General features: G+C 58.5%; 21 protein-coding genes. 11 read left to right on the top strand and 10 right to left on the bottom strand.

The features are described 5' to 3' along the window. From IRZ24_RS04000 to IRZ24_RS03965, 8 genes are all read left to right on the top strand, one after another. Positions 1–466, top strand: a 466-nt coding sequence (locus IRZ24_RS04000; RefSeq protein ID WP_297160657.1) for an RNA polymerase sigma factor, incomplete at its 5' end; no start/stop codon positions are given. A gap of 423 nt (positions 467–889) precedes the next feature. Next, entirely contained in the window at positions 890–1,309 is a 420-nt protein-coding gene (locus IRZ24_RS03995) for a hypothetical protein (protein ID WP_297160656.1), read from the top strand. A 394-nt stretch (positions 1,310–1,703) separates the two neighbouring features. Further along, positions 1,704–3,491 carry a HAMP domain-containing sensor histidine kinase gene (locus IRZ24_RS03990; protein ID WP_297160655.1) on the top strand — a complete coding sequence of 596 codons (1,788 nt, stop codon included), beginning with the start codon at positions 1,704–1,706 and terminating at the stop codon, positions 3,489–3,491. A gap of 107 nt (positions 3,492–3,598) precedes the next feature. Continuing rightward, on the top strand, positions 3,599–4,009 hold the full coding sequence (locus IRZ24_RS03985; RefSeq protein ID WP_297160654.1) for a response regulator: 411 nt from the start codon (positions 3,599–3,601) through the stop codon (positions 4,007–4,009). Between the two features lie 44 nt (positions 4,010–4,053). Continuing rightward, on the top strand, positions 4,054–5,625 hold the full coding sequence (locus IRZ24_RS03980) for a leucyl aminopeptidase (protein ID WP_297160653.1): 1,572 nt from the start codon (positions 4,054–4,056) through the stop codon (positions 5,623–5,625). Positions 5,626–5,693: 68 nt separating this feature from the next. After that, positions 5,694–5,933: a MoaD/ThiS family protein gene (locus IRZ24_RS03975; protein WP_297160652.1), complete on the top strand. Its 240-nt coding sequence runs from the start codon at positions 5,694–5,696 to the stop codon at positions 5,931–5,933. Between the two features lie 78 nt (positions 5,934–6,011). Beyond that, positions 6,012–6,425 (top strand): molybdenum cofactor biosynthesis protein MoaE, encoded by a 414-nt coding sequence (locus tag IRZ24_RS03970; RefSeq protein WP_297160651.1) that lies wholly within the window; start codon positions 6,012–6,014, stop codon positions 6,423–6,425. 353 nt (positions 6,426–6,778) lie between these two features. Next, the gene (locus tag IRZ24_RS03965; protein WP_297160650.1) at positions 6,779–7,618 is read left to right on the top strand and encodes a HepT-like ribonuclease domain-containing protein; all 840 of its coding nucleotides are present in this window, start codon (positions 6,779–6,781) and stop codon (positions 7,616–7,618) included. 157 nt (positions 7,619–7,775) lie between these two features. Here IRZ24_RS03965 and IRZ24_RS03960 read toward each other — a convergent pair whose 3' ends face one another. From IRZ24_RS03960 to IRZ24_RS03930, 7 genes are all read right to left on the bottom strand, one after another. Beyond that, positions 7,776–9,212: a tetratricopeptide repeat protein gene (locus IRZ24_RS03960; protein WP_297160649.1), complete on the bottom strand. Its 1,437-nt coding sequence runs from the start codon at positions 9,210–9,212 to the stop codon at positions 7,776–7,778. Between the two features lie 648 nt (positions 9,213–9,860). After that, entirely contained in the window at positions 9,861–10,604 is a 744-nt protein-coding gene (locus tag IRZ24_RS03955; protein ID WP_297160648.1) for a GntR family transcriptional regulator, read from the bottom strand. Between the two features lie 216 nt (positions 10,605–10,820). Next, positions 10,821–11,168, bottom strand: a complete 348-nt coding sequence (gene trxA, locus IRZ24_RS03950; RefSeq protein ID WP_297160647.1) for a thioredoxin — start codon at positions 11,166–11,168, stop codon at positions 10,821–10,823. Between the two features lie 390 nt (positions 11,169–11,558). After that, a complete protein-coding gene (locus tag IRZ24_RS03945; RefSeq protein ID WP_297160646.1) occupies positions 11,559–12,317 on the bottom strand; it encodes a Bax inhibitor-1 family protein in 759 nt (252 codons plus the stop codon). Positions 12,318–12,583: 266 nt separating this feature from the next. Then, the gene (locus IRZ24_RS03940) at positions 12,584–12,793 is read right to left on the bottom strand and encodes a hypothetical protein (RefSeq protein ID WP_297160645.1); all 210 of its coding nucleotides are present in this window, start codon (positions 12,791–12,793) and stop codon (positions 12,584–12,586) included. Between the two features lie 657 nt (positions 12,794–13,450). After that, a complete protein-coding gene (locus IRZ24_RS03935; protein ID WP_297160644.1) occupies positions 13,451–14,146 on the bottom strand; it encodes a hypothetical protein in 696 nt (231 codons plus the stop codon). A gap of 162 nt (positions 14,147–14,308) precedes the next feature. Then, a complete protein-coding gene (locus IRZ24_RS03930; protein ID WP_297160643.1) occupies positions 14,309–14,572 on the bottom strand; it encodes a ferredoxin family protein in 264 nt (87 codons plus the stop codon). Between the two features lie 721 nt (positions 14,573–15,293). On the opposite strand from IRZ24_RS03930, the gene IRZ24_RS03925 reads away from it, so the two are divergent. Together IRZ24_RS03925 and IRZ24_RS03920 are read left to right on the top strand one after the other, a co-directional pair. Next, positions 15,294–16,250, top strand: a complete 957-nt coding sequence (locus tag IRZ24_RS03925; protein ID WP_297160642.1) for a class I SAM-dependent methyltransferase — start codon at positions 15,294–15,296, stop codon at positions 16,248–16,250. Between the two features lie 473 nt (positions 16,251–16,723). Next, complete coding sequence (locus tag IRZ24_RS03920; protein ID WP_297160641.1) at positions 16,724–18,127, top strand: GNAT family N-acetyltransferase; 1,404 nt, start codon at positions 16,724–16,726, stop codon at positions 18,125–18,127. Between the two features lie 125 nt (positions 18,128–18,252). On the opposite strand, the gene IRZ24_RS03915 is transcribed toward IRZ24_RS03920, so the two are convergent. The 3 genes from IRZ24_RS03915 to IRZ24_RS03905 form a co-directional block, all read right to left on the bottom strand. Beyond that, complete coding sequence (locus IRZ24_RS03915) at positions 18,253–19,386, bottom strand: carboxylate-amine ligase (protein ID WP_297160640.1); 1,134 nt, start codon at positions 19,384–19,386, stop codon at positions 18,253–18,255. A gap of 270 nt (positions 19,387–19,656) precedes the next feature. Continuing rightward, on the bottom strand, positions 19,657–21,402 hold the full coding sequence (locus IRZ24_RS03910; RefSeq protein ID WP_297160639.1) for a serine/threonine-protein kinase: 1,746 nt from the start codon (positions 21,400–21,402) through the stop codon (positions 19,657–19,659). A gap of 249 nt (positions 21,403–21,651) precedes the next feature. Continuing rightward, positions 21,652–22,689, bottom strand: coding sequence for an aminopeptidase (locus tag IRZ24_RS03905; protein ID WP_297160638.1), 1,038 nt, complete (start codon positions 22,687–22,689; stop codon positions 21,652–21,654). Positions 22,690–23,078: 389 nt separating this feature from the next. On the opposite strand from IRZ24_RS03905, the gene IRZ24_RS03900 reads away from it, so the two are divergent. After that, on the top strand, positions 23,079–23,596 hold a 518-nt coding region (locus IRZ24_RS03900), incomplete at its 3' end, for a hypothetical protein (RefSeq protein ID WP_297160637.1).

Raw genomic sequence — 23,596 nt, 5'->3', positions numbered from 1 at the left:
TTATAATTATGTGTACCATCTGGTAGGCGATCGCGAGCAGGCAGATGACCTGACTCAGGATACCTTCCTGAAGGCGTTCCGCGCTCTGCCGAAGATGGATAGTAATCTGAAGGTATCGGCCTGGCTCTATCGCATTGCAACAAATACTGCTTACGATGCCTTACGCCGCAAGAAGCTGATCGCCTGGCTTCCTTGGCAGGATCTGGACCACGAGCCAGCCGATATGGAGAGCGCTGATCCGCAGGAGGTCTATACCACGACCGAGCTGGTGCGCGCCGCCCTGCGACGTATGCCCCAGCAGTATCGGGCTGCCCTGCTGCTCTATACTCAGGAAGGCTTCTCTTATAGCGAGATCGCTCAGGCGCTCAATATCGCCGAGAGCGGTGTGAAGATGTATCTGTCGCGCGCACGCCAGTCGTTCCGTGAACACTATAAGGCGTTAGAGCGAGGAGCCGGCTCTAAGTAGCTCCGCCGTGGGAAGGTGATGGCCCGGCACCGCCAGCCAAGCAGGGAGGGTGCATCGCTCTGTTTGGTGCATTCGCTCCTCCGTCCATGTGGCCATCGCTAGTGTCCTTTGCCTTGTCGCTGCTCTCACTGTTGGCGCTGTTCACGGCGGGATATCCCTTTTGCCCACCGCTTCTGTGTGTCGTCCCGTCCTGCGGCACCGCCGGCGCTCCTCGCTCGTCTCTCGTGCTCTGCCTCACTGGCTTAGTCTCTGTCATTTTGCTCTCCTCTCCACTCATCTCCTCTTATTTTCTCTTCTCGGTCCTTTTGCCAACCAGTCTGCTATCTAGGTGCAGTGAGTATAATGTAGTAGTGGTGGGTCCCAGGCCCTTCCCAAGAACCAGGGGGATTCGCAGTGCGAATTGAATAGGTTAGGAGGGATGTCATGCTACGAGCTTGGGGTCTCAGTAAATATTTGAAGCATGCCGCGACACGCGCTGCCCCGCTTCTGCTGTCCACGTCTGCCGCTGCTTCTGCTCCTGGTCTAGAGCACACCGCCGCTGCAGAGGCGACTGCACCAGGTGAGCTGCACTCTGATGTCTATTTTCGTGCTCTTCCCGAGGCGGCCAGGCCTGAAATTATTTCTCAGCTTGATCGTCGTGAACGCCTGGTCTTTCTGCTGCTGAATGGAAAAAGGAGCCTCGGTGAGATCGCCCGTCTCGTCCACCGCGATGAACAAGACGTCGCCTGCACTGTGGCGCGTCTGCTCCGGCATGGCTACGTAGAACATATCGAGGATACTGCCCCAGCCAGTACAGACACACCGGTCTCCCCGCTAACTCAGGCTCCCACTCATCCGTTATAATAAAGGAGCCTGAAACGGATGGCGGGGCTTGGGCATGCCTACCCGCAAGTGGCGGCAAGCAGAATGAGCAGGGCAAGCTCACCTATGATGCTGCCAGTCTGGACGGACGTCCTTCTGATATGTTGGACGCTGTGGCTTCTTTTTCTGGAGGCTGACAGCGTACCTCGCCGCGCTGTCTACATTGCTGGCCGACCAGAGTGGTGCTAGCTCTGCTACCTGTACTAGCGCGGTCTGGGAAGGGGAGGACGAGCCGGACCCCGCCCTCCCCTTATTTCTTGCTGAGGCTTGTGCTCGCATGCGTGCGATGGTGCGTTCCTTGGGCGCTAAACTAATTCTGGCGGCGGGGTTGATCTGCTTCCTCTGCTTGTGCCTGTTCTTGGTCCTAAGCTGGTCTTTGCTCTCTTATTTTTCCATCCATCATACGCCTTTCTCTCGCATCTGGCTGGCTCTCGCTGCTTTACTGCTCTTTATCGGAGCTCCAGGCTTCCTACTGTTCAGCGTCATGGTGCGCCGCCTGATTACGCTCCCTCTGGCTAAGCTGTTGGGCCAAGTTGATCAGGGCCTGCGCCTACCGCTCTCACAGCCTCCGCGTGCGCCTGTGCCTCCCTCTGCCCCCACCGCGTCGCCTGGAACACCGCTCCCTGCGGATGAGCTGACCGCGCTCTCGCGGGCCTTCCAGCAGCTTAGCTCTGCGCTGGCCCATCAGGATGCAGAAAGTCGCTTGTTAACACGCCAGTTGAGCGACCTGCTGAGCATGAGTGATGCGCTGATTTCAACTCTCAATTTGGAGCACCTGCTCGCTGAGATTGTCTCTCGCCTTGGGGTCATCATGCAGGTGCGACAGGTCTCGCTCTTGCTCTACGGACGCGATCAGCCTGCTCCCTGGGCTGTAGCTCTTTGGAGTAACGACCCTCCTCGCACTGAGCTATTGACCGGGGAGACCTATCGTCAGGGTCAGGTGCGCGTCTATACTGATCCTCGCGCCGATATCACACTGGCGGCAACAACGAAAATGGCTGCGCTGCCGCGCCCGACGCCCTCTCCCCCACGGCGCCGCGTGATCCGTCCGCCACGGCTCCAGGCGGCGGTCGCTCGCGTGGAACCTCCTCATCCTCGCATCCCTCAAGAGGCCCTCCGTGAGCTGGATATGCTGCTTGCCCGGATGGCCATGCAGAAACAGAAAATCGCTTATGGCGAGGATGTACGCGCTATCTATCAGGAGCGGCAGGAGCGCTGGGCTCGGCTGGCCCTCGAGGCTGGCTATGGGGCCGTGATTGCCACGCCTTTGCTGCTGCAGGATGAGACAATTGGGGCCATTATGCTGTATTCTGAGCGCCCCTATCAATTGACCCAGCGCGATACCTTCCTGCTGAGCACGGCGGCTATTCAGGCGGCCATGGCGATTCAAGATGCTCTGCTCTTCGCCGAGGTCAAGGAGAAGAATGTAGCTCTCGAGCGCGCTAATCAGCTAAAGTCTCAGTTCTTGGCCACAGTCACTCACGAGCTACGTGCTCCTTTACACAGTATTATTAGCTACGGCTCGCTGCTAGTCGATGGGTTTGTTGAGGGAGAACTGACCCCAGAGCAGGAGGAGCATATTCGTTTTATGATTCGCCGGGCTGAGGACCTTTCGCACCTGGTCGATGATATGCTGGATCTCTCGAAAATCGAGGCCGACCGTCTGGAGGTGCGTCCTGAGCCTCTGGCCATCGAGGGCTGTCTGCGGGAGGTTGTGGATCAGCTTAAGCCTTTGGCCTTTGCCCGTGATCTCACCTTGCAGCTAGAGTTGCCCGAGGAGCTGCCGCGAGTCTTAGCCGATAGCTACCGCCTGCGTCAGGTGCTGGTCAATATGGTCTCCAATGCCATTAAGTTCACTGAACGCGGGGGCATTACGATCCGTTGCAGTCTCCTGGAACGCTATGATATGCTGCGTATTGCTGTGCATGACAGCGGCATCGGGATTTCGCCAGCAGCGCTGGAGTATATCTTTGAGGCATTTCGCCAGGCCGATAGCAACACAGCACGCAAGTTTGGAGGCACGGGCCTGGGCTTGACGATTGCTCGCAAGCTCGTAGAACTCCAGGGCGGCGAGGTCTTTGTGGAAAGCATGCCAGGGCGAGGTTCGATCTTTTCCTTTGTGCTTCCCTTGGCAGCTAGCCCCAAGGCACAGAGTCGCTCATAAGCGGGCGCGGGAACCCTCAAGGCTTAGGTCAAGCGCGTCTGTCATGTCTCTGCCATTCAGTATTACTGTTTCTCCACGAAAAGTATCTAGGACGACAGTGACGATCGATGATGATGGATACTGGTGCATCATCCACACGACGTGAGGCCACAATTCTGATTATCGAGAACGATCCCTCTGACCGCCTGCTCCTTGAGAAGGTCCTTTCTTCTCGCGGCTATCGCTGCCTTTCCGTGACCAATGGCCGCGAAGCCCTGGATCTCCTGGAGCGCACGGGGCGGGTCGATTTGATTCTCACCGATCTACTCATGCCTGTTCTTGATGGAGAGCGAACAGCTCAATTGATTCGCTCTCGCCCAGGAATGGAGCAGGTGCCAATCGTGGCCGTCACGGCTTATCCGCCCGATGAGGCGCGCGGCACAGGTCCTACTAGCGGCTACGCCGAGTATTTGCTGAAACCTTTTAAGCCACGCCAGTTACTGGACCTAGTTGAACGCCTGCTGAGTTCTCAGGCTTGAGTCTGCTACCCTGCCAATCGTTGTGCAAAGGAGCTAGTGATACCGTGGCAACTGAGGAACTTGATCTCCGTCTGATAAGCGAGCCACCTACCGAAATCGCCTGTGATGCACTCGTGGTCAGTGCTGGTCGCCCCAAAGGGAGCCAGCAGGCACGCTTGAGCAGTGCCGCCCAACTGGTCGATAGCCGCCTGGATGGTCTGCTCCAGGAAAGTTGCATCCGTGGTGAGGTGAAAGGTAACAGCGGTGAGATTACGACTTTCTATGTCCCTGGTCGGTTGGCTGCCAGACAGGTAATTGTACTTGGTCTTGGTGATCTAGAGAGGGATGGGCCGCGGACTCTGCGCCGTGCTTGCGCCACTCTGGCCCGTCAGCTCCAGGAGAAAGGCGCAAAGCGCGTGGCTTTGGCCCTCGATGTGACGAGTCTGCAACCCGAACCAGGTTCACCGCAGTCCCTGACACTGCTGGCTGCCTTGCAAGCTCAGGTAGAAGGCTTCTTGTTCGGCCTTTATCGCTTTAGTCGCTATCGCAGCCACAACCCACGAGAGTATGAGACAGCCGGTCGGGAGCTGCTGCTCCAGGTCGGAATGGCTCAGACAGCTTACGATAGGAGCACACTTGCAGCCGCTGTCCAGAAAGGCCGCATCATGGCCGAGGCGACTAACTTCGCGCGCGACCTGGTCAATGAACCGCCGAATGTGCTGACGCCCGGTGAGTTGGCACGCCGCGCCCGCCATCTGGCCGAAACCTGGGACCTCGCTTGCACGGTACTGGAGCGCCCCCAGATGGAAGAGTTGGGCATGGGCGGCCTGTTGGCTGTCTCACGAGGAAGTAGCGAGCTTCCCTATCTGGCTATTGTGCGCTATCGTGGTGCCCCAGAGCAGGCAGGTGGCCTGGCTCTGGTTGGCAAGGGAATTACCTTTGATAGCGGCGGCCTTTCCTTGAAGAGCGCAGATGGTATGACGGCTATGAAGGGCGATATGGCCGGGGCCGCCGCCGTGCTGGGAGCAATGCAGGCTATCGCACGCCTTAAACCGGCCCTGAATGTAACTGCTCTCGTGCCTACTACTGAGAATATGCCAGATGGTCACTCCTACCGCCCAGGCGATATTCTGCGCATCATGAATGGTAAGACCATCGAAATCGTGAATACTGATGCTGAGGGGCGACTCATCTTAGCCGATGCCATGTCCTACGCCTCGCGCGAAGGACTTTCGCCGATTATCGATGTTGCAACCCTGACCGGTGGCATTGTGATCGCGTTGGGACACGTCTATACGGGCCTCTTTAGCAATGATCCACGCTTGAGCGCAGAACTCATCGCCGCCGGCGAGGCCGTGGGAGAGAAACTGTGGCTGTTGCCACTCGATGAAGAGTATGAAGAGCAAATCAAGAGTGAAGTAGCCGATATTAAGCAGACGGGAGGTCGGCCCGCCTCCTCGATTACTGCCGCTAAGGTGCTGGAGCACTTCGCCGGCTCCGCGTCCTGGGCTCACCTGGATATCGCCGGCACCAGCTTTGTGGACAGTCCTAAACCCTATCAGGAGAAGGGGGCCACGGGGGTGGCAGTGCGCACGCTCGCTGAGTTTGCCATGCGACACGCCGCTACACATGGCTAAGCTGAGCGCCCGCGACTAACTGTACAGCCTGTTCAACAGCGTGATATACTCTTGGCATGAGGATCCGTGTGCGTTACTTTGCGGGATTACGCGAGGTTGTTGGCCAGGACGCCGAATTGCTGACGGTGCCCGAGGGAACGACTGTCGCGGCAGCGCGAACGCTGCTGATCACGCGTTATCCCCGTCTGCAGCCAATCCTGGAGCGCTCGCTGTGCGCGGTGAACCGCGAGTATGTGCCTGCGGACCGCACGCTGCAGGAGAACGATGAGCTTGTTTTTATTCCTCCGCTTGGCGGCGGGGCGGCTTAAGGCCAGGCCGGCTCTTGCCAGCACGTAGCCGCCCTGCACCAGCCGGAGCAGTCAGTTCCTCCTGGGTAGGATAGGCCTATGGAGCCAGTGATTCAAATTACACGCGAGCCGCTGAATCGCGAGGCGCTGGTGGCCGCGGTGGCTGCGCCCGAGGTTGGCGGCATGGTGATCTTTGAGGGAGTAGTGCGCAACCAAGCACGTGGAAAACAAATCCGCTATTTGGAATACGATGCCTATCCCGAAATGGCAGAGCAGCAGATACGGCTTATCGTGGAGGAAGCTCGCAAACGCTGGGGGGCAGAGCGGGTAGCGGTCGCCCATCGTCTCGGGCGTGTAGAAATTGGCGAGGCCAGCGTGATTATCGTGGTTGCAACCCCCCATCGCGCCGAAGCCTTTGAAGCCTGTCGCTACATCATCGATACCCTCAAGACAACCGTACCGATCTGGAAAAAAGAAGTCAGCCTTGACGGAGAAGCTTGGGTAGAGGGCTGAATAAACAACGATGGACGCCTGCGTGTGAGCAGCACAGAGCCTCTGACAGGTCATTCGCGAGGAATGATCTGTCTCTCTCTCCTGTCAGCGAAGAGAAGCAAGGCAGGCCTCTTCTTTCTCGCTCGCTGAGCAGGGGGCAAAGGCCAGAGGCCGCCGCAGGCGCATTTCTATGGTAGAATATTACATACAGAAGAGAGAGACAGAAAGGCGCCTCTCTTCTATCTAGACTGTTATAGGCAGGCAAAGGACTGGCTGGAAAGCACCCCCGGTCTCTCAACGGATGGGGGATACTCCTTGAAGCCTTCTACTACTGTCTCCCGACAGTCCTCAAGGAGTTTGATCGGAGGCTGCTGATGAATCTCTTTGAGAAGCAGGCACAGCTTCACCAATTCTTCGCCCAGAATCCCGTTAATGCGGCGTACCTCACCGGCGTGCTGAAGGGGCGCACAACCTTTGGGGAGCTGAGCGATATTGATATTGCTATCCTCTTGATGGATCAGGTGCGCTCGGAGCAGTTTCTTGACTACCAGCTCTACTTTTTCAGCGAGTTGGCCAGGCGCCTGGAGACCGAGAATATCGACGTAATGATTTTGAATCAGGCGTCATTACTCCTCAAGCTGCAAGTGATCAAGTACGGCCAGATCCTCTATAGTCGCGATGAGAAGCGGCGGATCATGTTTGAAACCAAGGCAGTCATGGATTATCTGGACTTCAAGCGCTTCGACGAGATTCAGAATCAAGCCCTGAGCCGCCGCTTGCAGCAACAACTGCTGCCGATTGATAAGGATCTGGTCCAGCGTCATTTGCAGCAGCTAAGCGAGGCCATCTCGATTCTGCGCGGCCTGGGGGAGACGCAGCGCGAGGAGTTCACCAGCGATTACCGCATCTATGGCCTGGCTGAGCGCTATCTTCAGCTTGCCATTGAAGCCTGCCTGCAGATCTGCAGCATCCTGGTCGCTTCCTTCGGCCTGCGCCGACCCGAGGACTACCATGAACTCTTGAGCATTGTGGCAGCCCAGCAGCTGATTCCTAAGACGCTGGCCTATCGGCTGGAGGTGCTGACCAACCTCCGCGATGCCCTGATCCGCGATCCAGGCGCGTTGAATCGTGATCTGCTCTATGATCACATTCGGCAGCGTCTGGATGACTTGGAGAGCTTTGCAGAGACAATCAAAGGACGCCTGGAGCCATAGCAGCGGGTGGAGATCAGAGCAGGACCGGCCCGCTGCCCCAAAAAAGGCTTGGTCGCAGTGTGCGGCGCGCAGCAGTTGCGGCGCTATGCCGCGCACCGCGTCGCTTCTATCCTGCCTTGGCGGTGCCGAGTGAGAGCAGGGCTGAACGAGCAAGGGCCTAGAGGGTTTCACTGGCCTGTCGTAGCTCGCTCGCCTGGGCCAGGGCTTCGCGCGCTTCTTCGGGTCGTCCCATTTCCTGGTAGATCTGGGCGAGGGTCTCGTAGGCCACCACGAGCGAGGGATCAAGGGCGATCGCCTGCTTAGCCATCTCAACCGCCTCATTGTAACGCTTGACCTCGCGGTAAGCATCCGCCAAGTCATTATAATAGTCAGCATTCAGCGGGTCGGCTTCAATGGCATTCTCGTAATTCTCGATGGCCTCCTGATAGCGCCCGAGAGCGTCGTAGGCGGTAGCAAGCTGATAGTATCCCTCGGGGTCATCCTCGCAACGCTGGAGAAGCTCGCTGGCTGCCGCAATAGCCTCCTCATGACGGCCCAGGGCATTATAGGCATCGGCTAGACCGGCATAGGCCGCCGCTAGATCCTCGGTCTGCAGCTCGTCAGCAGCGGCGATCAGTTCTTGGTAGACGCTAGCCGCTTCCTCATAGCGCTCAGCTTCCATACAGGTTTCGGCCAGGCCAAAGCGTGCATCCTGACGCTGAGGATCAAGCTCCAGAGCATGGCGATACGCCTGGAGCGCCGCCTCTGTCTGCCCTTGCAGCGAGCGCCAGTAAGCGAGCCGCTCCCAGGCTGTGGCATCCTCTGGGGCCAGAGCCACAATCCGCTCATAGGTCTGAGCCGCCTGATCACGCTCGCCCATTTGTTCATAGACCAGGGCCAGTACATCATAAGCCGCCCGTCCATCAGGGTCTAAGGCCAGCATCTGATTAGCGACCGAGAGCGCCTCATCATAGCGCCGCATGTCGAGATAGATAGAGGCTAATTCCCCATAGCGTGCAGGATCAGCCGGATTCTCATCGATCTCAGCTTCCTGAGCCATGAGACGGCGCAGCTGATCGTTAATCCGCCCACGCACGTCACGCAAGCTAACCGCGGCCTGGGGATGATTCGCATTGAGAATGAGCGCCTGGCGGTAAGCCTGGACCGCATCTTGATAGAGGTTCTGAAGACGATAAGCATCGCCCAGGCTGACATAGAGTTCATCATTCTGAGGATCGATCTCTAGCGCCTGTTGAAACGTCTCGATGGCCTCTTCATAAAAACCCAGCTCGCTGTAGAGCTGCCCAAGGTTGACGTAAGCTTCGATCAGCCCGGGATCTAAATCGATGGCACGGCGATAACCGGCAATGGCTAACTCGCGATCCCCTAGATATTGCTGTGCCAGGGCCAGGTTGTAACGCGAGCGGGCACTGTCAGGATTGACAGCCACGGCTCGTTCAAAGGCGGCTACCGCCTGCTCATAATCGCCCAGACGCGCCGCCTCATTGCCGCGATCAGTCCATTCCTGTTCTTCATGACTGCGCACATCTGTAACGCCGTTCTGAGAGGCGGCCCTCGAATCGATAGCCTGTTCTCGCTCCGGTATGTCTTCCATTAGTAGCTACCCTTCTGTGTTTGCTCGTCAGACGCGCTCGATGAAGCGCTGGCCAAGAGAGGAAGGCCTCACATAAAAGCACGTCCCGGCCTAGTATAACACGCTGTCCAAGCTTCTTCTAGTCTGTTTTTGCTAGCCGGACAGAGAGCAGGGAGATTGCCAGAGCTGAGAGCCAGAGGGGAAGCCCAGACGGTAGGGAGGAGAGAAGGGAAGTAGGACCAGAGCACATGCTCTGGGTTTCTTTACCGCCTTTCGTCCTACCTACCTACCTAAAGAAAAAGAAATAGAATAAGAGGCGACTCAGAGAGACGGCCCCGTGATGGAAGCGAAGCAGACCGGCCCTGACGGTTGCAACAATGGCACCAGGCAGGTCAGATTTCATCTGGCAAAGGACGAAGCCAGGTCGCTTCCCTCTGCCTCACCGTTATGGTGCCTGTCTCTGTCAACTCAGGCCGGCCTGCTCTTGCGCGCGGATCAGGCTTCATTCAGCAGAGTACAGCCGGTATGAGCTGTACGCATGGTAAGCAGTAGTGCTTTCCGGTCAGGAGAAGGGGTCGGATCATTGGCTCAGCTTACCCCAGAGCGCAGGGGGTCAAGCGGAATACCCTAACCACCCCCGAGACCACAATAGCAGCGATGAGCAACTGCTCAAGATTTCGCAACCCGCAGCGTCACCATATACTCATAGCGCGATCCGGGATAGAAGACCTCACTATAGGCAATGGGTGAGCCAGTTTGATCGAAAGTTGTGCAAGTGACGCGCAACCCTGGTTCGTCTGGAGGAATACGTAGGAGCTCGGCCTCGCGCGCCGAGGGCAGGGCCGCCTTGACATTTTGCTCGGCAATATAGGGGGTAAGGCCCTCCGAGGCCATCATGCTGTAAAGCGAGCCTTCACCCAGCTCTTTGGCCCGCTGATAAATGCCTGTCGCTCGTGGATAAGGCAAGTAATCGACCTCATAGGCAATTGGGACATCATCAGCGGTCCGCACACGGACCAGACGAATAGCTTGCTCTTCGTCGAGAAGACGCAGGCGCTCGCGCACTGTTTCCGAGCCGCGCACCAGCTCGCTGACAAGCAGCAAACCACCCGGGCGCTTGCCACGACGGCGAATGTCTTCACTCAGGCTGGTAAGCTCGCTGAGAGTCTGCTGGACGCGCGGCTCACAGACAAAGGTCCCTTTGCCATGTTGACGATACAACAGGCCTTCATGGACGAGTTCGGTCAGGGCCTGCCGCACCGTTGCGCGACTGACACGGTAGCGCGCCACCAGCTCTGGTTCCGATGGAATGGCAGTGTGAGGAGCCAGATGCCCCGCACGGATCTGCTGCTTGAGCACTTCTTTCAACTGGTAATAGAGCGGCAGCGGGTTCGAACGTTCCAACATTGGCATAATATACAGTCCCCCCTATGTCCAGACAACAGGATTCTACCTCTCAGGCAATCAAGCTGATGAGAAGAATATATCATAAAAGCCGCAAAGCGTCGAGAGGGGAACATACATGGAGAAGTGCGAGACAGACGGGCGGTTTTGGAAACAGCCTCTATCATCGCACTTCTCCTTCGACACTGCCTCTTACTTGCTCCCTTTACCCGCTCAGCAGGCGGCTCAGGCAACTCTGGCCTGAGCCAGAATGCGATCAATCTCGCTCTTCAGGCGCAGCGGATGGGGGCCTACCAAGCGAGCGATCTCTCGACCGTCTTTAAAGACAATCAGGGTTGGAACGGCCTGGATATTGAGACGCACGGGTGTGCTTGGGTTCTCGTCGATATCCATCTTGGCAAAGGCCAGCTTCCCCTTATACTCGTCGCTCAACTGCTCGTAGGTGGGAGCAAGGGCGCGACAGGGGGGACACCAGGTTGCCCAGAAATCGACGATTACGGGCGTTGGAGACTTAAGCACCCGCGCTTCGAAGTCGCCATCACTGACATGGAACAGATTGGAACGCTCAGCCATTCACGTGACTCTCTTTCCCTGGAAATGGATTTCTTCCCTGCCTCTTACGCAGGCTAACTTGCTAAGATAGCCACAAGGGCTTTCAGTTAGGAAAACACTGGCAACGGTGTCCTTATTCCAGAGAGCCCAGGCCCACCGTCTGATTATACTCAGCGGTGGGTATTCCGCGCAATAGCGAGGACCATGATCACTAGGCGGGTCTCCGAGCTGAGCGGCGACTCCCGCGCCACGGTCTCCCTCTGTATTCCTATCTTATTGCCCGTCATCCCGACCTGCTTGCTTGACTGAGGCCAAGCAAGGTTCTGCTGGGCTGGTGATTGAGTGGTCTCCCTGCCCAGTGAGCCAGCTCAGCCTCCTCAGCCCCTATCAGCACCGTTCGCCCTGCTGGCCTTAGCGATTATCGCGGCTTCCTCCCTGCAGGATCATCAGCAGGCGCAGGATGTAGAGGAAGAGATTCATCACCGTCACAAAGATAGCGACGGTGAGCATGATAGCATTGGGCAAGGTGTCGGCCAGGTACTTAGCGCGCTGCACATAGTAGAGCACATAGCCGCCGAACACCGCGATACCCACGATAGAGATGAGCAAGCCACCTACCCCTGTGCCAAAGAGGCCGGGCAAGAAGATACCGATGATGCCCGCCACCAGCAGGAGGATCAGGCCAAAGAAGAGGTACTTCCCCAAGCCAGAAAAGTCACGTTTCGTGGTCCAGGCATAGGCGGCCAGTCCCAACGATGACAGCGCTGTAATCAAGAAGGCTTCGCCGAGGATGTTCCCCATGCCGGCGCCGGTGAGCGCCATCACCAGGGGCGCAAGCGACATCCCTTCCAAGAAGGTGAACAGGTAGAGTAGAAAGAGGTTCAACCCATGAACATTGATGGCCAACTGGAGAATAAACAGGACGACCAAGCCGCCCAGGGCCACCAACAGATAAGCGCCCAAACCAGCTACCTGGGCGAAGAAGGAGATACCGACAAAGGTGCCGATACAAGCCACCAGGAAGGAAATGGCCAGCAGGAGCATGACCTTACTGACCAGGCTTCCCGCCCGCTCGTTGACATAAGGGATCGTCTGGTAAGGGTAGGGTCCCAGCCAGCTATTGCGCTCCCCTCCCATACCGAATGGCGAATTATAGCGTGGATTATACATGTGCTTCACCTCTCTCAGGGAAACAGGCTGCTTCGCTGCGACTCAATGCCGCTGCCATCTGGGCACTCGCCTCTCTGAGAGATGACAGCCGACAATCGAAGCCGTTGTAGTCCCGTGTTTCCTTCCTCATCAAGGTATTACGCAGCCGCAGGCCTGAAGTTGTACACCCCTCCTCTTCTCCTCTCTGTGGTCCCTTTCTTTTCTTCCTTGTTAAGACGCAAGGCGGTTTTGTCCATCCAGAAAAGGAAACGCCCGGCAGGGCGGATTTATTTCTGTTGCTCGCGCCTCTCTGCCGGGTTGTCAGGCTCCGCGCCGCGCGGCTTGAAGGAAGATTCGGCAATATTGGTAATATCGCAGGGCGGATGGTTGCTATCGGCATGCCAATAGAAAGAGCTACCCAGGGGCTTGTAAAGCAGGCCCCCACAACGGGGGCAGCGACGGGGCGTCTCGTTCTCCTGAGCCTGACTCGTCGTCATGGATCTCTCACTCCTTCGGATCAAGGCGACATAGGAGTCTGAGAGCAAGCGCTCACTAGAGGGGGAGAGGAGGCAGGCCGGCTGCCTGACAACTGTCCGATCCAGTCCGGTCCGGTGATGTCGCAGAAGCGCCAAGAAACGGCTTGCGCCCTTCATTTCCTTTTCCTCACTCTCCCACTTGCTCCTATGAAGCCAGAACGATCACAGAGGACTACAAGACGTCTGGCGGCAGGCGAGGGGCTGCTCTTTGCTTGGGTCTGCCTTCTTGTCCGCTGCTTTCCTCACTCTGTTGCCATGCGCATTCTGCTCGCTTGCCTCCCTAACCGATTCTGCGGCGCAGCCACCCTATGATGACGCTTCCAGGCCGGGCATTCTCCTGCCCGGTCTCTTCCTGGGCGCCTCCCAGCAGAGCAGGCCTATTTGAACGGCTGATCGCTAGCGAGGGCGGTCTGGTGCTCGCTGAGAAAGGTCAACGAAGCTTCTCGGCCAGCCCTACCCGCTTGCGCTCGACTGGGGACGACAGCCAGGGAGAACGGGGCTCCTCTCCACCGGCTCGTTGCGGTTTCTCTAGCGAAGAGCGGCGCTTGCAGTGGCGTGGGGCAAACAGCGAGGGCCAGGCAGAGGCCGCTGCCTACCGCACACGGCCTGCTGTCTTACTTACATGACACTCCAGACGCCACAGATCTCACAGTAGGCGACACCCACTTCGCCGAAGGCCTTGCTACGCGTTTCCCAACGGTCGTAAACGACGGCCAGAGAGCCACAGTTCCAGCAACGGGCCCGTCCGCCAGCCTTACTCTCGCTTTCCAGACGACGAAGGAGCTGGCTGCGAGCTTCTTCGGCGCCGGTATAGCTGGGATTATAGGCCAGATGCAGGAGATTCCCCAGTGGCAAGGTAATCTCATGGGACGGCGCAGGCGGTGACGGCTGCTGGAAGGTTGCCACAGGACCGGAGGCACTGCCAGCCGCAGCCGGTACAGGCCGACGGAAGTGGTCACGGACCAGGCGCCGGCCCCCCTCCGGGGGAACAGCCGGGAGATAGTCAGGACTTTGCCGCTCCGTTATCGGGCGTTCACCATTGGCCACCGGCGGCGACCCCGGCCCAGCAGGCGCGGCAAGCGTTTCACTGGGAGGAAATGGCAGAGGAGCGGCCTCCCCCGCCTGCGCAGAAGGCTGCGCCCCCTGGAGAGGAGCCGCTGCCGACGCCTGCTCACCATCTAGCGGTACAATGGGAGCCTGCTCCGTTGTCAGTGGCTCGGCTGCAACCTCCTCCCCCTGCTCCGCCATATGGTTATGATTGTCGTTCTCCGGTTGCTCTGGTGGATTCGCGCGTCTGCGACCCTTCACTGGCATAGGGGCAGCTCCCTCAATAGAAGTTCTTTTCTCTTCGATGATACATGCACCTGCATTATATCACAGCCCTTTCAGTACCCTCAAGCAGATCGATGGTCTGCCCGCCCCTCACGTTGCCAGGCGACCAGCACGCTCCGCTTCCTTCCTTCTTCGGCTTAGCCCTTACCTCTTCTTGAAGAAGTCGGCGTTCAGCTTGATGAAATGCCGCCACTCGTCGGGCACCGCCGATTCTTCAAAGATTGCGTTGACCGGGCATGCCGGTTCACAGGCGCCGCAGTCGATGCACTCGTCAGGGTTGATGTAGAGCTGCTCGCTCTCCTCAAACCCTTCTTCGTTCGGCGTCGGGTGAATGCAGTCTACCGGGCAGACATCGACACAAGAAGCATCTTTGACGCCAATGCACGGCTGAGTGATCACGTAGGGCATCCAACATTCCGGCGCATCAACCCCTGCCTACGCCATAGCACGCACGGCCTACAAGCAGGAAGGGGGAACAGCGCCGCCTCCTTTTCCTCTGAGATGAGCTTGTTTCTCGCCGGGACCTGACACGCCTGACCTGACAGTGAGAAAGGCAGTCAGCGAGGGAGTAGTCAGGCCCTCCTTTGTCTTCCCAATCTCATGGTCAGCGCCCTCCCTGGCTCTGTCAGTCCGCCCAGAGAGCGGGCGCCTCGCTGCTCCGGTCTCTCTCCGGCTGATCGGGGAATGGCTTGATACTTCCGGGCCGGCGCCGCCACGAGCCTTGTTTGTCAGTCGTTGCCCTGAGCCCATCCACAGTCTCCACCACCGTTCTCGTTGAGTTAGCGGTCGCTTTGCTCGATGGACAGGCTCTGATTCTAGCCTAGTTCAGTATAGAAGGTTGGCAACTCGATGTCAATTCCAGATCGCTCCTTTTCCGCGCCTTCACCGTTACTCGCAGCCTTAGCCTGACCCTCTCTCACAATTGCCTCACAGGATTCTTCTGACACTCCTGGTTTCTTCCTCTCGTTGAGAGCGAGGCCGAGAATGCTATGCGCCTGCCATTGGTTGGATGAGCTAGGAAAGGAGATGTGGAAGTGCGTCGTCAAAACAAGGCTGGTTTTGGTATGCCAAGGCTCCTAGATCTGGCTCTCTTCTTGCCAAAACGGCTTTGATCTTTTAGAGTATTGGCATGAGTCAGGTTGAAGGCAGTCTCGCACCACGGCGCGCCGAGATGCCGCCGTTAGTCTTGCTGGCACCGTCGGATTGGCAGGATTATGCGCTATTGGATAGCGGCGCCGGTGCTCGCTTGGAGCGGCTTGGCCCCTATTGCTTCGTGCGCCCCGAGCCACAGGCGCTGTGGCAGCCTGCTCTGCCACGTAAGCTCTGGGAGCGAGCCGATGCGATTTTTGTGGGCAGCTCACCCCTGCTGGAGGATCAGGAACAGCACGGGCGCTGGCAGTTCCGCCGTCCGATTGAGTCGCGCTGGTTGGTGCGCTATAAACATCTGAGCTTCTGGGCCGCTCCGACGCCGTTCCGCCACCTGGGGGTCTTTCCAGAGCAGGCCAGTCACTGGACTTGGCTGGTCGAGTTGATTAGCCCTGTGGCTCGGCAGCGTCCGGTACGGGTGCTGAATCTGTTCGGCTATACGGGCCTGGCTTCTCTGGCTGCTGCCAGCGCCGGCGCCAGTGTCACTCATGTGGATGCCTCCAAGAGGATTCTGGAATGGGCACGCGCTAATCAGGCGCTCTCTGGCCTGAGTTCGCGCCCGATCCGCTGGATTGTGGATGATGCGCTGAAGTTCGCTCAGCGCGAGGTGCGCCGCGGCTCACGCTATGATGGGCTGATTATCGATCCGCCCAAGTTCGGACGGGGTCCGCGTGGCGAGGTCTGGAAGTTACAGGAATCGCTTCCGGGATTGCTGCAGACCTGTCGTTCGCTGCTGAGTGAGGAGCCGCTCTTTGTGGTGTTGACAACGTATGCGATCCGCGCTTCGGCTCTCAGTTTGTATTATGCTCTGGCGGAGATGATGCGCGGCTACGGCGGCACGATTACGACCGGCGAAATGGTCCTGGTGGAGGAGAGCGCCCAACGCTTGCTGTCAACGGCCATCTTCGCCCGCTGGAGCTACGACCCACAGCGACCGTAAGTGACGCCCTGCCTGGGTGGCCGAGAGGTTGCTCCCCGTTGTGGCTTCTCTGCTTACTTGACAGCGAGCCTTCCTTTGACTATACTTTTCTTGCTTTTCCGGTTCGATGTAGGCTCGCCCGTTGTTTGGTCTTGAAAGGAGGCCCCTGGTGGTGAAGAGACAGCACACCTTTCGGCCTGGTCAGGTACAGGTGCTTCATCCCACGGTGGCCAGCTCGGCTCTCTCTCCCTTCAGGCGGTCAAAGCTGCTCGCTTTCTCTGCTGCCTGCTGTCCACCGCATCGTTGAACCCGTTCAGGGTCCGCTCTTCTCTTTCTCTCTTCCTCCTGGATAGCAACCGCTTTCGCTAGCGGTCTGCAGACGCAAGGCTTGCTCTGGTCCCGGTCCGGCTCCCAAGGCCAAGGTCAAGGGGCAGGGCTTTTTTTTGTCTTTTTTGATCATTTACTACACTGCAATGGGGAAAGGAGCTTCCATAATGCCTTTCACTGACTCATCTCCCGCCGATCCGCAATATGTGCGCGACCTTGGCGATGGCCTGCGATTGCGTTGGTCATGCCCCGAGGATGTTGAGGAGCTGGCACGTCTGGAGTGCGAGGTCTTTCTGAATGGGCCGGCTGATCCGTTGAATCAGCCGCTGGCCTGGCATGTGCGCGAGCTACTCAGCGGTAGCCATCCGCTGATGGGGAGCCAGGATTTTGCGCTGGTAGAGGATACGCGACGCAGCTCCAGGCGCGTGGTAGCTTGTGCCTGCCTCTGGCGCCAGCCCTGGGACTATGAAGATGTGCGCTTGCTGGTGGGCCGACCCGAGCTGGTGGTAAGTGATCCAGACTATCGCCATCGCGGCTTGATTCGCGCGCTTTTTGAGCTACTCCACGCACGCAGTGAGGCTGAGGGCGCTCTGACGCAGGCGATTACGGGTATTCCTTACTTCTACCGTCAGTTCGGCTATGAGTATGCGCTGGCCCTGGATGGCTATCTGTCCTTTCCGGTGGCTTTGATACCACCGGCCCCCGAGGAGGGTCGGGAGCCGGTGAGGTTGCGTGATGCGACCCTGGAAGATTTGCCGGCCATTATGGCGCTCTACGAGGCTCATCGTCATGAGGGTGGGTTTGCGGTGTCGACTCCGATCAGCGAGGAGTGGTGGCGCTATCACCTGCTGCACCAGCAGGGCTGCCGCACGGGCGAGCACTGGCATATTCAGGCAATATGCTGCAGTGATAGCGAGAGTTTTCTGGGCTTTCTGGTGATGCCGACGATGCGTTGGCGCTCGTTGGTGCCGGTGATGCACTGCTTTGAGATGGTGTCTGGGATCGATCTGTTCCGGCTCTTGCCTTCTGTGCTGCGGGCGATTCTAGCACGGGGCCAGCGGATGCCGGTGCGCCTTGATGCTGAGGAGATTGATCATGTGCGTATCTTCTTGTCCGATGAGCATCCGATCCGCGCGGCGCTGTTGCGCCTGCCGGATCGCTACGGGGAGCCACTGACGGTGAGGAGCAGTCGCTCCTATGCTTGGTATGTTCGTGTGTCTGATCTGGCGGCTTTTTTACGTCGAGTGACTCCGGTGTTGGAGCGGCGGCTAGCTCGCTCGCCGCTGGCTGGCTATAGTGGGAGATTGAGCCTACACTTCTATGGCCGTGAGCTGCTGCTGCATTTTCAGGCGGGCCGGCTAGAGAGAATCCAGGAGTTGAAGCCTGCCTTTGACTACGAGCAGGCTGATGCGGCTTTTCCGCCACAGGCGTTTCTGCCGTTGTTGTTTGGTTATCGCAGTCTGGATGAGTTGAGCTACGCCTTTCCCGATATTGAGGTGAAGCCGACGGCAGAGTTGCTGCTGCAGACCCTCTTTCCTAAGCGGCCTTCGTGGGCGCTTCCTCTGGGTTAGCATGGGCAGTCGTCTCTGCGCCGGCGCGAGGGGAAGAGAGAGCGAGAAAGCGGGGCCGGCGGGTGAGTGACTTTGTGTTGACAGCTCGCCCCCGGCCCGGGTGAGCAGGTTGTTGAGAGGCAGCTTTAAGCAACTTCAAGCACGCCTTGGGTGGTCTGTTCGATCAAGAGACGCATAACCTGGTCCATGTCGCCTGTCTGACGATAGACAGCAATCTGGCGATCGGCGCCAGTCCCGCGGGGATCAGTCAGAAGGGCGCGCAGATAGGCCATTTCGCGCTGGCTCCCTAGTTCATCCGCTGCGTCGGCGACAAAGTCCAGAAGTTCCGCTATGGCCTCGCGCATGCTCAGGCGCCGACGGTTGGGGAAGTCGATGTAGGTGGCGTCGAGTCCATCACGCATGGCCAGCCATTTGTTTTCTTCGATGTAAAGGCGCGGAAGTACGAAGGTGGTGACTCCTTGCTGATGGAGGAGGCAGAGTTTGGCAACGAGGGCCTGGCAGAGGGCTGTCAGGGCCAGGGTGTCCTCGAGGGTGGCCGGCATGTCGCAGATGCGGAATTCGAGGGTGTCGAAGAAGGGATGAAGGCGGATATCCCACCAGATACGCTTGCCGTTGTCGATGGCTCCCACCTGGATGAGGTCGTCGACGTAGCGTTCAAAGTGGGCCAGGTTGGGCAGGACCTCGGGCAGGCCGCTGCGGTTGCAGCGTTTCCAGACGACAGAGCGATAGGATTTGATACCTGTCAGTCGACCCGCCCAGAATGGCGAGTTGGCAGAGAGGGCCAGTAAGTGGGGGAGCCAAAGGCGGGCCTGGTTCATGACGGCTATGGCCACTTCACGGTTGGGAATGCCTACGTGGATGTGGAGTCCAAAGATGAGTAACGAGCGTCCTACATCCTGTTCTTCTTCCTCTAGCTCCGCATAGCGCTCGCGCTCGGTACGCTGCTGATCCTGCCAGTGAGCCGTGGGGTGAGTGCCTGCGCTTACCGGTACTAGGTCTTCGGTCGCCAGTACCTCGATAAGGCGCCGACGCAGTCCACTTAATTCTTGCCGTACGGCGGCAATATCAGGGCAGACCGGACTGATGATTTCCACGGTCGAGGCGTGCATTTCGGGTTTGATCTGCTCGCCGAAGAGGGGCTGACCTTTCTCCAGGACGCGCTCAATGGCGCTGCAGAGCTGACCATTGCGGCGCTCAACAAGTTGAAATTCTTCCTCTACGCCAAGTGTGGGGCGATAAAGGGCTGATTGACCTTTCATAGGTGATCCTTTGCTCTCCAAAGCGACAGGTCCGGCAGAGGTGGCTCCTTCGACACGCAAGGCCTTCAAGACGATCCTTTTGAATTATACTCTACTTTCTGGTAGAGACGGAACAAATCGCCCCTGACTTTTGCGGATCAGCCAGTCTGCCAGACGCAGGCTGTCGGTTCGCTGCTTTCCAGAGCCGGTCTCGCCTCATCAGGGAAGGGAGACGGGTCAGCAGCTACTCGACCGCGAGAGGCGCCTCCTGCCGGTGCGAGTGGGCCAGTCTTAGAAGCGAGCAGGCCCGATATAGAGTTGTGAGCAGGCAATTTCGCTGCCTTCTTCTTCCACGTAGAGGCCGATGCTGCCGTTGACAGGGGCCAATGGCATAGAGTCACGCAGCGGCGCAGAAGAGAGCGCTTTTCCATTGATAAAGAGGCGTAGGAGCGGACCATGAGCATCCACCTCCAGGGTATTGACCGCTCCTGGGCCGATCAACAAACTGGGGGCTGGCCCTTCGCTCAGGGTGCTCCAGTGGCCGCTGTAACGCCAGAGTGCGTATGAGCCACCGCCCCAGCTCGCCACAGCAAAGACGTAGTAGCGCTGCTGGTCGCTGCTAGCGCGAAAGACAACTCCATAGTAGTCGGCGTCATCATGGGAGCCGCGCACCTGGCGCACGTTGATGGCGAGGTGAAAATTGTCAAAGTGATGGTGAGCATAGAGTGCCAGGGCGCTGGTGTGGGTGGAGGTATTGAGCAGATGATACTCACCATCGGCAAAGAAGGCGCCGGGACCGTGAGGCCAGTCGGCAGCTCCGGCAAGCAGATGATCTACTGGGGCAGTGGTTTCGCCTTCGGGCTGAGATCGACCGGTGTTCGCTTGGGGGAGGCTGGCGATAGTCTGGTTTGGCGACTGCCTATGAGCGGTTTGTAAGGCAGAGGAAGCAAAGGCCAGCGAGCCAGAGCAGAGGAGCAGCAGCAGGAGCAGGATTAAGAGCAGGGTTTTCCATCTGCCGCTCAAGCAGGGTGGGATCGGCAAGGCCTCCAGGCGTTGGACAACTGAGAAGGGAACCCAGGCCGGCAGCAGCAGGCCATGAACGCTCAGGCGCAGGCGCGCTGGAGTGTCTGGGCCGCTGATGGCTTGGCGAAAAGCTTCGCTGAGAAGGTGGGCAGAGGAGAAACGCTCTTCAGGGAATTTGGCCAGGGCTTTGCGCAGGACGTAGTCGACTTGGGGCGGAATGCGCGGGTCAAGCTCGCACAGGGCCGGGGGTGGCTCATGAACATGCAGTAGGGCCAGGGCAATGGGTGAATCGGCCAGGAAGGGAGGACGCCCGGCCAGCAGGTAGAAAAGCGTGGCCCCCAGCGCATAGATGTCTGCTCGGTGATCAACAGGCTCATTGAGCGCCTGCTCTGGGGCCAGATAATCCGGCGTCCCCACGGGGGTGGGGGGCAGAGCCATCTCCTCCTGCTGCTGCTGACCGGCGGGCGCTTCCCCGGCAGTATTGGGCAGTTCATCCTTCAGCAGGCGCGCGATGCCGAAGTCACTCAGAAAGGCGTTTCCTTGTCCGTCGAGTAGGATATTGGCTGGCTTGACGTCGCAATGGATGTAGCCCCGCTGATGGGCATAGTCCAGGGCCGAGGCGATCTGCTCCAGATAGCTGGCGGCCTGTTCCAGGGAGAGAGGGCCGTGCTGACGCACATAGTGGGCCAGGGTACCGCCAGCCATATAGGGCATCACCAGGTAGGCCAGACCGTCATCCTCACCCCAAGTGTAGATGGGCAAAATGTGCGGGTGCTCTAAACGGCTGGCGGCCTGGGTTTCCTGCCGAAAACGGCGAAGGAACTCGGCGCGTTTGGCCTGCGTTAGGTGAGTGCGAGGAAGGAAGACCTTGAGCGCTACCGGGGGGAATGAGGCATCAGGCTCGCTTCTGCGCGCCAGGTAGACAGCGCTGGTTCCGCCGTACCCCAGCAACTTTTCCAGTACATAGCCCCCCACGGTCTTGCCGATCAGTTCCTGACCCCTACTGTGCAACACGTCCTGGCTCCTCTTGCCTGCGCCTCTGGCCTCGCCGTCACTCACGCTTCTGCCAGGCCGGAGGCAGGCAGTTAGCTCTTTCATGAGAGTAATTTCTGCTTTTGCCCGTCGGTGGCGGTGACGAGTAGCCGGACGAGCAGCCGCGTGCGAACAGGTAGAAGTGGCCAGCAGGACGGGGACGGCCTGGGCTTGCTCAAGCTCTAACAGGTCCAGCTCGTCGCCCGTACGCCAGCCACGGTGTCTTTAGCATTAGAAGCAGAATGCGCCGTCGCGCATGATCAGGCGGCCATCAACTTCGATGGTGCAGGTTGTCGGCACCACATCGACATGAATACGGGCATCCCAGTCGGCCCCCGTATACTCGGGATACGGGTTGCCAAAGGCCACATGCAAGCCAGGGATCTTCTCATCCTGGAGCAGGTTGCCAACTGGCTCTTTGAGGCTGATGAGGGTGCCTATGGCGAACTCGCCGACGCGGTTGCCGTTAGGGACTGAGAAGAGATAATCACGCAGTTCTTTGGCGACCGCCGCGTCCTCGCTCGTGACCTCGGTGGCATAGCCGTTTTTGATGGTGATGCGTACGGGATGCTTGAGAACGCCATATTTGGCGGAGAAGAAGTCGCCCAGGACGTCACAGACTACTACGCCATTGACATCCGCTGGGGCGGTAAAGACTTCGCCTTCGGGCAGGTTACCCCACTGGCCTTGCTCGTGATAGCGTCCGTGACAGGGAATCCACTTCCAGTGTTTGTGGAAGGTGGCGGTGAGGTCGCTGCCTTTGGCCGAGGTCACGTGGATGCGCTCAGCCTGGCGTACGATCTCATAGACTTTGTTGGTGATCTCATAGACCTGATCGTAGTCGGCGCACATCCCCTCGGCCATCAGTCGCTCATCAACGCCGGGCATGTGACCATGCCGGACGCGCAGTTCCTTGGTGAGAAAAGGTAGCAAAGGAATGCGGAAGCCGATTTCGCCCGGGCGCGTGGTGGCGATGTAAAAGGTGACCGTGGGATGGAATTGCTGCAGGTCCTGGCGCAGACTGTCAGGGAAGGTGGTCAGCGGTCGCTTGCCATAGTGCTCCAGAAAGTGGATGCTGACATCGGCATGGCGATCAATGGCCGCCGCGGCCACTCGACGGGCGATGGCCCCCCGTTCATAGTCTGTTAAAATAAAGAGCCGGTCGGTGGCCGTTACTCCCATGCAACTGAGGGCGTTCTCAGCTCCGCGCTGTACGCGCTCTTCAAAGCTAAGGCTGCTCTGGACGTTCGTGGTTGCTCGCTGGCTCATAGTTCTCTGTTCCTGCCTTCTGACTTCACACTAATCTCACAACACCCTTGTCGCTTTGGCTACTCTAGAAAACGCAGCTAAGACGCTCGATTTTTCTACTTTTCTCCTGGCCTCACCCTTCGCCAGGCCGCAGAGGACTGGTGACGGTGGGACGCTCTGGAGAGAGAGACGCCGGCGCTCCCGTCAGGGTAACGTTCCTGGGAAACGACGGTCAGGCAGCGCTCTCCGCTTTCAGTATAACGAGAAGGTGAGAACTACCGATCCAGGCCGTTGCTATACTCCATACAGAAAGACAGAGCCTGCTTGGTTTGAAGTGAGGCGGCGAGCAGTGGGGGAACACCAGGAGAAGAGTGACGACAGGTGGGTAGCGACTGAGAAGGAGTAGAGCCGTGAGTGAAGATTTTTACATGAGCGATGTGGTGGACTATCTCACGCGGCTTGGATTGCGTATTGCCAGCGTGGACGAGCTTCAGAGAGTGGTTGAGTTAGTCTTTCACGATGAGCTGGGCCAGTGGCAACTGCTGATCACTCTGCAGGCCGGTCCGTTGGGGCGAAGACTGCTCTTTATTGTTCCCCATCTGAGTATTCTGCCACAACGCCAACGCCTGAGTTGCTTGGAGGCTTTGATGAGCCTGAACTATACTCTTCCGCTCGGACGCTTCGGCCTCGATCTGGAGGATAGTGAGGTGCGCTTTAGCGCCAGCCTTTATCTGGGCCAGCAGAGGCTGTCCTTACAGACTTTTCGTCGCTATCTGGAAGGGGTCATTCAGACCATCGTCATCTATCACAGCCTGCTGCCGCGCATTATCTACGGGCAATGCACGGCCCGGGCTGCGCTCTCGGCCTGCGAGCAGGCCTTTCTAGAGAGCTACGAAGGAGAAGGCAGCAGCTCCTGGCGTGAGCGCCT

This window comes from Thermogemmatispora sp., assembly GCF_019683755.1.
Lineage (GTDB): Bacteria > Chloroflexota > Ktedonobacteria > Ktedonobacterales > Ktedonobacteraceae > Thermogemmatispora.
This window is presented reverse-complemented; position numbering and strand designations above follow the sequence as displayed.